The sequence below is a fragment of the Carboxylicivirga sp. genome, assembly GCF_982718395.1.
In genome coordinates, this window is the sequence record NZ_CEXQWX010000195.1 from 1 (window position 1) to 10,531 (window position 10,531).

At 38.8% G+C, this 10,531-nt stretch carries 5 protein-coding genes; all 5 read right to left on the reverse strand.

Annotated features, from left to right (window positions below; all coding sequences use genetic code 11):
* Positions 1-216: 216 nt before the first annotated feature.
* Positions 217-5,061, reverse strand: coding sequence for a RecQ family ATP-dependent DNA helicase (locus AC4MRQ_RS22630; RefSeq protein WP_491200003.1), 4,845 nt, complete (start codon positions 5,059-5,061; stop codon positions 217-219).
* A gap of 600 nt (positions 5,062-5,661) precedes the next feature.
* A complete protein-coding gene (locus AC4MRQ_RS22635) occupies positions 5,662-6,807 on the reverse strand; it encodes an anaerobic sulfatase maturase (protein WP_491200004.1) in 1,146 nt (381 codons plus the stop codon).
* Positions 6,808-6,925: 118 nt separating this feature from the next.
* Positions 6,926-8,491: a sulfatase gene (locus AC4MRQ_RS22640; RefSeq protein ID WP_491200005.1), complete on the reverse strand. Its 1,566-nt coding sequence runs from the start codon at positions 8,489-8,491 to the stop codon at positions 6,926-6,928.
* Between the two features lie 5 nt (positions 8,492-8,496).
* Positions 8,497-10,101 (reverse strand): sulfatase, encoded by a 1,605-nt coding sequence (locus tag AC4MRQ_RS22645; protein ID WP_491200006.1) that lies wholly within the window; start codon positions 10,099-10,101, stop codon positions 8,497-8,499.
* 193 nt (positions 10,102-10,294) lie between these two features.
* Positions 10,295-10,531, reverse strand: a 237-nt coding sequence (locus AC4MRQ_RS22650) for a fibronectin type III-like domain-contianing protein (protein WP_491200007.1), incomplete at its 5' end; no start/stop codon positions are given.

Consider the following 10,531-nt stretch of genomic DNA (forward strand, 5'->3'; position numbering starts at 1 on the left):
ACCACCATTTTTAAGACAAAACAGCCTTCTAACTTCAAACCCTTCAAACTCATTAATTTTAATAGTGTTTATCCCTTAAAAATGACCATTGTAGATATTCATATCTCTAGATAACAATGCTATTTATCGATCTAAATAGTTGGAAACGAGTTCCTTTTTATGTATGCCTGCTAACCAGATCCCTGTATTCTTTACAAACGTATCCTTAGATATAGACTACGCTAAGTAATCCGGGTTACAATTAACTGTTCGAACATCTGGTTTAATAAATTTCAACTCCGGTAAAACAATCTTTAATTCATCCTCCAACTCTTCTTTCTTCCAGTACACTATATAATTTATTACAGATTCTTTAAGCTTATAGCCTTTATTCTGGTAGTTGCTTATTGTTTCTTTATATCTGTTTGAAAATTTCAGGATACAATTTCCATTTTCGTCAAAGCAACCATCACTGTTAACCATTAGCGTATCACCACTTTTGAGCTTAGCAATTATGTTTTGACGGTAAATAAAATAATCGAGCCAAATATCTTTATGGGAAAGTTGAATAACCAATAAGTTTGAAGGCTTGTATTGTGAGTCATTATTTATTCGTTCTAAATTTTGACAAGCAATATCGTCAAGGTAGTTTCCATTTAAGTGAATCGTCAGTTTTTGTTTTGCCCTGGTCATGGCAACATATAACTCACGCTTCTTTGCATCACTATCCGGATTAAAACCATTCAGCATTAAAAACACATTATCAAACTCTTTACCTTTTGCTTTATGAATTGTGGATACAAAAATTGTTTCTCCATTTGTACTCACAAAGTCTTCAAGTTTAGACTCCCTTACAAAAACTTCAAAATCAGATTGATATTTCTTTTTCGGGTTACTTAATTCAAAATCCTTGATCAGGTTAATGCATATATCAATTTTAGTGCTTTCCTTATAATTGTTCCAAAGTTTACGCTTTGCTGCTTTCCAATTTTCTTCAGTAATGGTATACTTTTCCTCAGCAAAATTAAGTTGTTCAATGAAATATCGTACTTCTACTAAATTATATAAGCTAAATCCTTCATTGGTTTGAATTAGCTTAGCCTGTAAACCTCCATGAATCAAGAGACCTGTGATTTGTAAAGCTTCAGAATTAGTATGCGTTAATACACAAGTTGTTCCTATTAGATCTGATGACAAGATGTTTCTAACAACAGGCTCAATGAGATTAGAAGCAGAGTACTTAATTAACTTCACCCACCCTGTCTCATTTGTATGCGGTACGATTGGAGTTTCTTTAAGGCGGTGAGTAATTTTTTTGGCAAACTGGTTTGTAAATTCCACAAGGTTAGCTTTACTTCTGTAATTTTCAATCAGCTCAACTTTTTGAGCTTTTTGTTCCGAAATAAATTGTTCTAAATACTTGGAACTCGCTCCTCTAAACTCGTAAATATTCTGGTCGTCATCACCAACGGCTATCACCCTCATTTCTTCATTGTGTTCCATTAAGGCTTTTATAAGCTCAAACTCATGAATATCCATATCCTGAGCTTCATCGATAACAAGAACAGTCTTCGTGATTCTATTTGGTTCAATATCTTTGTTTCGGATTTTCTCGACAGTCTTATTAATGATTGTTTGCGATTTTTCAATTGTGCCAACCTTTCCCAATAAATCGAAGCAATAGGCATGAAAGGTTTTTATTTCAATAAATGCAGCTGCATTTCCAATCAACTCAAATAAGCGTTTTTTAAACTCAGTAGCTGCAGCCCTTGAAAAGGTAACCATTAACAATTGCTCATGTTTAACATCTTCCATCAACAATAAAGACGCCAGTTTGTGAACTAACACTCTTGTTTTTCCACTACCGGGACCAGCCGCAACTGCAATATAAGGCGACTCGTTATCTTTAATGATGCCTAACTGAGCAGGCGATAGCTCTCCAAATAACTGTTTGAATTTTGAGGGAGTAATATTTCTTTTTATTTCATCCTTTCTGCTCCCTTTAAAGTACTTATTCAGAAATGAAGCATAGTTAAGCTGAAAATAATCTTCAACAAACTGTAACGCTTCCTTATAATCCTGGATCATTTTTTTAGCATACTCACCTACTATATGAATTTGCTGTACTTTGTTTTCATAAAACTGATTTAACTTCCTGTAATCATCAACTTTATATCGTTTTTTATTATCCTGCTCCAGCCGTTCAACACTAAGCTTATTATATACAACAAGAAAACCGCCTTCAATTTTTATAGCATCAATTCTTGATAAATAAAACAATGCATCTTCTACATCTGCTAACGAGACATTGAGTTTAAACAGAGCATTTTGGTTGACATATTCCTTTTTCAACTCATGTACAGAGAACTCTACTAATATTTGTTCTTTATTTTTATCAGCATGGGAAAGCTTTTCATTACTCTTCAAATACAGATAATCAACAATAAAGCTGGCTAACTCGTGCCGTTTTTCTAATTTCTTTTTTAGCTCCGATTCAGCATAGTTCGATAAAATTGTCAGGTGATTCTTTGAATAATCGTGTTGTTTTCGTTTTAGCCAATTCTTGATCACCCAGAAGTTAATAATGATTTTAATCTTATTGGGTGATACATCAGAACATCCACTTTCTTCAGCCTGTTCATTTAGATCTTTGATATGAAATGACTTTTCCTGTTCTTCAAACTGAGTTACCAAAAACTTCTCTATTCTGCTAATAGAATTGACAATGCTTAACGAACGGTTTTTATTTTCTCCACGCTTAATAAAGGCTGTTAAATCTTTTGTGTCGGCAAGTATTTTTTCTTCCCGTAACAAGTTAACTACATTAATAACTTCTTCCTTTACAATACCTAAGTGATCTGAAATATAGTCAATCCTTGATTCGGCAACTTCACCATCAGCTACTTGCTTTCTACTTTTACTGGAAAACAGCTTTTTAATAATCCGGACTGCATGTTCCTTTTGCCTATCATTAAACTTTTCAGATAAATTAATTTTCTCAATAGCTTCCTGAGCGTTTTTTGATAGGATACTATTGGCAAAAATTCTTGGCATATTTTGCCCACGTTTTAGATACCCTGCTTCTTCCAGCGCAGATATAGCTGTAGTTACTCTTGTCTCTATTTCATTTACGTTATCGTCCCACCCAGCTTTTCGAGCAATTTCCAAAGCAGAATTTGAAACTTTACAATTCTTAAATTGGTCAAGATCTTTTATAGCCTTCCAAATTTGTTGAATTTCTTTTATATTCAACTTAGTCTGATTGAGCAATATAAAATGCTTACTCAAATCTTCCTCATTGAATAGCACGTAACAATCAGCCGTTATATTCTCATCCCTACCAGCCCGGCCAGCTTCCTGCACATAATTTTCCAGAGAATCAGACAATTCATAATGAATTACCATTCCCACATCCTTTTTATCAACTCCCATCCCAAAAGCTGATGTGGCCACCATCACACCAACATCACCACGAATAAATGCATCCTGGTTTTCTGACTTCTCTTGCTTGTCCATTTTACCATGGTATGGCTTTGCTAAATACCCGTCATTCGATAACCTTTCTGCAATTTGATAAGCCCTCCTTGTGCGTGATACATAAATAATCGTTGGGCAGTTTTTCCCATCAATCAGGTTGCGTAATGTGTCGTATTTATCTTCTTCGTTTTCTTTTGGAATTACCTTGTAAGTCAAATTCGTTCGAGATGCTTTTGAGCTAAAAGTTTCTAATCTCAGGGATAATTTTTCCAGAAAATAATCCTTTATATCCTGGATTACATTTTGTTTTGCCGTTGCCGTAAAGCAAGAAACCGGAATGCCGCTTTCAAGATTTTTCTTTTCCTGCAATGACTTTATGAAATCTCCAATATAGAGGTAATCAACCCTAAAATCCTGTCCCCATGATGAAAAACAATGTGCTTCGTCAATTACAAATCTGACTATATTTCTTCCAAGCAGCAATCGTTCAATTGACCTAGACCGAAGTGACTCTGGTGAAATATATAGAATTGAAGCAGATCCGCTTTCTACTCTTTCGAAAGATTTTGCCCTTTCTATAGGATCAAGTAATCCATTTATTGTTACAGCTTCCGTAATATTTGAACCTTCCAGATTATCTACCTGGTCTTTCATTAAAGACTGGAGAGGTGAAATAACAACCGTTAAGCCCTTTACACTTTCTCCACTCATAAGTGCCGGTACTTGAAAAGTTATTGACTTACCACCTCCTGTAGGAAAAACTGCCAGAATAGACTTATTACTAATGGCTGCATTAACAGCTTGCTCTTGTAATGCCTTTCCTCCATAAGTCCTGTAAGAGTCGAATCCGAAATATTTCTTTAATCCAACTTTAGTATCTAATGCCTTATTGCAATATATACATCCTTCCAGACATGGATTATTTCTGAGCAAAAACATTACTCTTTCGACCTCAGGATAATTCTTAATTACCCATGGAGGTGTTATTGAGTATCTACTATTCGTATTTATTAAAGCTAAACAATAAGCTAACTCTATTGGTGTTTGAAGTACCAGTTTTTCTAAATCTACTTCTTGACAAATGGTTTCTGTAAATCGTTTCTTGATCAGGCTGAAGATATCATCATTAAAAATTGAATAACCTACAAAATCAAAAAATGACGAAAACTCCCTTTTATCCGCAAGTAGCGCATAATAGATCTGTTTTAAGTCATCATCAATATCATGAAATGCTGATATTTCATCATTAAACAGATCTTTAGCTTTAGTTGCATCGTTTAACGGATTATTTAACTCTTCAGTTTGTAGTTTATCATCCTTTAATAGAGCATGGTAAGGTTTAGTAGGAAATAATAGAGGTGATAAGAATAATGTGTCAATAGCATTAATTCCAGTTAAATTCTGATTGATCGCTTTCTCAATATAAGGCAAGTCATGGTTAATGATGTTATGACCACATACATACTTCTTATTTTTTATAAAATTTACCAGTTCCGAAATAGAGCTCGAATGCAATGTTAATCCATTTCCACTAGTACCACCAACATCAAGTATCTTTTTACTTTTAACATCTACTTCGGTATCTATGAAAACGATATTATTCATTGCTCTTATTTCTAACTTTAATTAGATACGACTAGGACATATGTAATGCCATTCGTTTAATTACTATATCCTCTTAACCCAAAGGTATACCATCGAATATTTTATTTATTCATGCGTAATTGTTTTGCAGCATTCATTAAGTAAAAATATAGGATTTTTTAACATGTCAAATTTTCTGATCAAATAACTTAACAAAATCCATTTTTAGGTTCGGTTCCTTTTTGCTACTTTTGAAGGGAAATGAGTTCATTAAAACGCATTTAAAACGGGCATTTTTTACCCATTTTTGGTGGACTTGCAGAGGACTTAAAAAATTGAATTCGTAAAATATTGAGAATAGGGTACTTAAAGCAAATTTTCAGTTCCCTCTCTCTCCGCTGAAAAAGCATCGAAGTTGAAAAACTTTGGTGCTTTTTTTATGCAGTAAATCGAAAGGGATGAGAATCTTAGGATCAAGCAGAAAAGTTGCGGGGTAAGTATGTTTAAGTAAAAAAAGCTGCAATCTATAATGATTACAGCCTTTTCTTAACTAATACTAAAAAGTATCTTTTACTTTATTTTTTTCACAAAATCGTTAAAAGCATTGTAAGTTCCTCCACTCTATTGGGCTTCCATTTCTTTCTGCATCCCCATTTGCTGAGCAATCCAGTTTCGTCCCATTTCCTGAAGCTGAGTATGGGCATGTGCAAAAAACATTTTATAGGAAATACAAAAGCGAGGCATGCCGTTATCCTTAGGATCCTTAACTCTATCTTTGGTGCAACCTCCAAAGCAATGCTTAAAATATGCACAGCTTTTACACTTTCTTGGAAGTTTGGTCTTCATACAACCAAACTGAGCCTGCTTTTTTGAATTCAGCATATTGATTAATTTGCCTTGCTTAATATTTCCAAGCTTCCAAAAGAAATCACAGGAATACACATCCACGTTGTGCTCTATCACGGTATATACACCACACTCTTTTTGCAAGGTACATTCTGGAGCAGGAATTCCAACATAGGTATGAAATACGGAATCGAAATGACGAACCGATGTTGTAGGTATTCCATTCTGAAAATCATTCGTCCATAAATCCCAAATTTTACACAAAACTTCACCATATTTTTCAGGTGAAAGTGAGAAGGAAGCGGCTTGTCGGGGATTCTTCTTATCAGTTTCCACAATGGGAATGAACTGCATGAAGTCGAAGCCCATCTCCTTGTGGTAGTGGTAAATCTCCTCAATGTGATCGGCTGAATGATCAGTCAAACAGCTCAACACATTGGTGGCTACCCCTTTGTCCAAAAGCATTTTGGCATTTTTCGACACAATTTCCCAACTTGGTTTTCCATTGGAAGTTAGGCGATAATGGTTGTGGATATGTTGTGGACCATCTAAAGATAAGCCTACCAACCAATTGTACTCTTTCAGAAATTCGGCCCACTCCTCATTCAGCAACAGTCCGTTGGTTTGTAAACCGTTTCCAACGGTTTTTCCATTGCCATATTTCTGTTGTAACTCAATCACCTTTTTAAAGAAATCCAGCCCCATCAAAGTAGGTTCTCCCCCTTGCCAGCCAAAGGACACCTCGGGCTCGGATTGCTCCAGCACCTGGCGAATTAGTATCTCAAGGGTTTCCTCTTCCATGCGGTGCAGCTTCTGTTGGTGATAAAGCCCAGCCTTTTCCAAATAGAAGCAATAGGTACAGCCCAGATTGCAATCTGGGCCGGATGGTTTAATCAGCACCGAATTCAATTGTTTCTTCATCGTCTCTTTTTCTCCTTTTCTGCAGCAGATCAAATCACCTTCTGCGACATCCCGCTTCAGAAAACCAACGGAAGTAGTTTCATTGCTATTTTATTCAAATCATAAAATGGTCTCAGAACTATTCATTATAAATGAATTTTTTGTTCCAGCTCACCTTTAGTTTTTCCGAAAGCAGATGTACCAATTCTCTGTTCTCCGGATAACCGGCGATGTTCTCGTTTTCCTCGGGATCTATCTTGTGGCTGTAAAGTTCTCTGGCCACGAATTCTTTCCGCATGCCTTTGTCATCATCCCACACATACCATTCTACAAGGTGGTACCTGTCCGTGATCATGGAGTAGCCCATGTACCTGCCTCCATCCGGTGTAACTTTTGGGCGTCGGTGGAATTGGCTGAATGCCATTTCTTTCCACTTCAAATTGGGATTGTTCAACAAAGGTACCATACTTGTTCCCTGAAGGTAGGACTCTACTTCGATTCCGGCCAGCTCTCCTATTGTTGGAAAGAGATCAAGAAGTTCAACCAACCGATCACATTTTTGGCCTTTTCCTTTAATTCCCGGTGCATAGATTAAAAGCGGAACCCGTGTGTCGGTGTTATAATTTGTTTGTTTGCACCAGCTCCCATGTTCTCCAAGTTTCCAACCATGATCTCCCCATACAACCACAATAGTGTTTTCAGCTAGTCCCAAAACGTCAAGTCCTTTCAAAAGTTTGCCCACACAGGCATCCACATAGCTTACACTCGCATAGTAACCATGTTTAAGCTTTCTCGCCATCTCTTCCGGTTGTTTCTTTACGGATGGGTGATGTACGTCTTTCATGTCGTAGCAAGCAGAGAGTTCGTAGGAACTGTTCATGGCCATTACGGGTGAATTCTTCGGAAGAAACGGATTGGGTGCCAGTGGCAGTTTATCCCTGTCATACAACTCCCAATATTTTCGTGGTGTCACAAAAGGCAGATGAGGGCGGTAGTAGCCCAAAGCCAGAAAGAACGGCTGCTCTTTTTCTTTCAATCTTTTCATGGTTTCAATGGCCAAATCTGTTTGGGCACCATCGTACAACTCATGGTCTTCACAGTCCGCCACTTCAATGGCACGGCCGTAGCCCCATCCTCCGGCATAGACATTGGGATTTTTCTTCAACCTCTGATCGCGCACTTGTCTTAATTCTTCTTTAATAGCCTCATCATAATAAAATGATTCGGGATCTCGGTCAATCATATCTTTGGTGCGGTATTCCTCTGGTCGAAGATCCGGTTCGTCAAAGGATATGGAGTCCGGCATGTGGTTGTGGAAGGTTTTCCCCATCGAAACCGTGTAGTACCCATGTTTGTGGAAATACTGCGGCATCGTTAGGACGTCCGGGATGGTTTTCCTGAATTTGTCTTTTAAGTGCCACACTCTTGTGGAGTCGGGTCTGAGTCCCGTCATGATACTAGCTCTGGATGGTGCACAGGCTGCGGTTTGACAGTAAGCCCTGGTAAATGTGACGCTCTTCGTGGCAAATTTATCCAGATGTGGTGTTTGTATTTCATCTACCCCGTAACATCCTAACTCAGGTCGAAGGTCATCGATGGAAATGAACAGCACGTTGGGTTTCTTTGGTGTGCTGCCTTGTTTCGGAGTACATGACGCAGAAATCAATGCAATTCCACAACTTAGGTAAAATGTTTTATTTAACATGGCAATTAATTTTTAGCGTGAATACCTTTCTTGCAATCTTTTCGATCAAATGTTATGATCCCTTCTTTTCTGAGCCTCTCAGAGAGCTCTTTTACCAGGTGAGCTTTTTCTTTGTGATTGGCGATATTTTGATTTTCCTGCGGATCGACAGCATGATCGTACAGCTCTCTCCCAACGACTTCTTTCCTGTCGACATGATCCTCCTTCCAATCGTACCACTCCACATATCTGTATCGATCCGTGCGTATCGTATACCCCATTCGTTGTTTTGCCCGATCTTTTTTTGATCCGGATCTTCCCATCAAAAACTGACTGTAGACAGCACTTTTCCACTTCAATTGCGGATTTTTCAGTAGGGGAACCAAACTGCTTCCCTGCAGGTGCTCCGGCACTTCCAATCCGGCAAGTTCACACAGGGAGGGGTAGATGTCTACGAATTCCGTAAGCGCATGGCATTGGGCGTCCTTTGCTGTCACCCCTTTGCCCGCAAAAATCATCGGGACACGGGTGTCGATTTCATAGTTCGTTTGCTTGCACCATGAATTGTGTTCACCTAGTTTCCACCCATGATCACCCCATAGTACAACAATCGTATTCTCTGCTAAATTCAACTCCTCCAACGCACTAAGTAGCCTCCCGATCTGGGCATCCACATAGGAGACACTGGCAAAGTATCCATGTTTCAACAACCTTTGCCGTTCGGCGGGTAAACTTTTCTCCTCCGGGTGCGGTAAATCCCTAAAATCAGCGTATCCCCTCAACTCATAATCTCCATGCAAGGCATAACCAGGGCTGCTTTCCGGGACAAACTGGTTTTCTGCCAAAGGGATTTCTTCCCTCTTGTACATATCCCAATACTTTTTGGGGGCATTAAAGGGCAAATGCGGCCTGTAATAGCCTACAGACAGGAAGAAGGGTTCCTTTTTCTTTTTTAATTCCTTTAGTTTCTCAATGGCGAGTGTGGTTTGTGCTCCATCAAAATAGGCGTCATCCGGTACGTCTGCAATTTCGGTGGCAACAGTTTTTATGTACCAATGCCCCAGTTGGTCAACCCTGTTTTTCCCTTGCTTGATCAGGTCTTGCTTCCTCTTCTCAACCAGCTTCCTGTTCTCTTCCGTGGCATACACCGCATCCGGATCAAACGGGTAACCTTCAATGTGTGGTTTTTCACTCCACGAAATCGTATCGGGAATGTTGTTGTGGAAGGTTTTCCCCAGTCCTACGGTAAGGTAACCATTCTCCTTAAAGTACTGGGGGAGGGTTTTTACCTCAGGGCAATGCTCCCTGAAGTTGGTCCACAGATCCCACACCTTGATTGCATCGGGTCGCATCCCGGTCAACAAGCTGGCTCTGGAGGGATTACAAACTGCCTGCTGACAATAGGCCCGGGTAAATACCACCCCTTCTTTGGCCATGCGGTCGATGTTAGGGGTCTTAATAGTGGCATCGCCGTAACAACCCAATTCCGGTCTTAAATCATCCACAGGAATGAAGAGAATGTTTGGCCTTGGAGCATCGGAATTTCTCTTCTCCTGAGAATGTGCATTGATCGCATTACCCTTAAAGGCAACTCCGGCCATCAAAGCACAAGCTAAGATATTGTATTTCATTTATTTTTATTTTTCAATTACAAGGCAGAACTCGCATGAGTTGAAGACAGGCTCACCCAAATACGATCATTTTGCGGTGTAATCCCTGGTCTTCGGGATCATGCCCGTTTCATACCAAAATTTCCGGTTTAGCTATAAGAGGAAAAATGAGGGTATCCAATTACATCTCTTTTGAACACCCTTATCATACGACTTATTTAACAGATAGCGTAATTTCCTTTCGGATATCCTCCGAGGAGCTTCCAATAGAGATTTTGTAATCGCCATTGCTTACTCGCCAGTCATGTATCCCCACATCATAAAATGAAAAGGCGTTCTTATCCAACCGAACCGTTACATTCTGTTGATCTCCCGGTTGTAGTTTAATTTTTTCGAAGGCCTTTAGTTCCTTTACCGGACGTGCAACCTGGGGATTAATTTCGCCCACGTA

Coding starts and splice junctions, on each gene's coding strand:
- AC4MRQ_RS22630 (WP_491200003.1), bottom strand. CDS start 5,061: ATGAATAATATCGTTTTCATAGATACCGAAGTAGATGTTAAAAGTAAA.
- AC4MRQ_RS22635 (WP_491200004.1), bottom strand. CDS start 6,807: ATGAAGAAACAATTGAATTCGGTGCTGATTAAACCATCCGGCCCAGAT.
- AC4MRQ_RS22640 (WP_491200005.1), bottom strand. CDS start 8,491: ATGTTAAATAAAACATTTTACCTAAGTTGTGGAATTGCATTGATTTCT.
- AC4MRQ_RS22645 (WP_491200006.1), bottom strand. CDS start 10,101: ATGAAATACAATATCTTAGCTTGTGCTTTGATGGCCGGAGTTGCCTTT.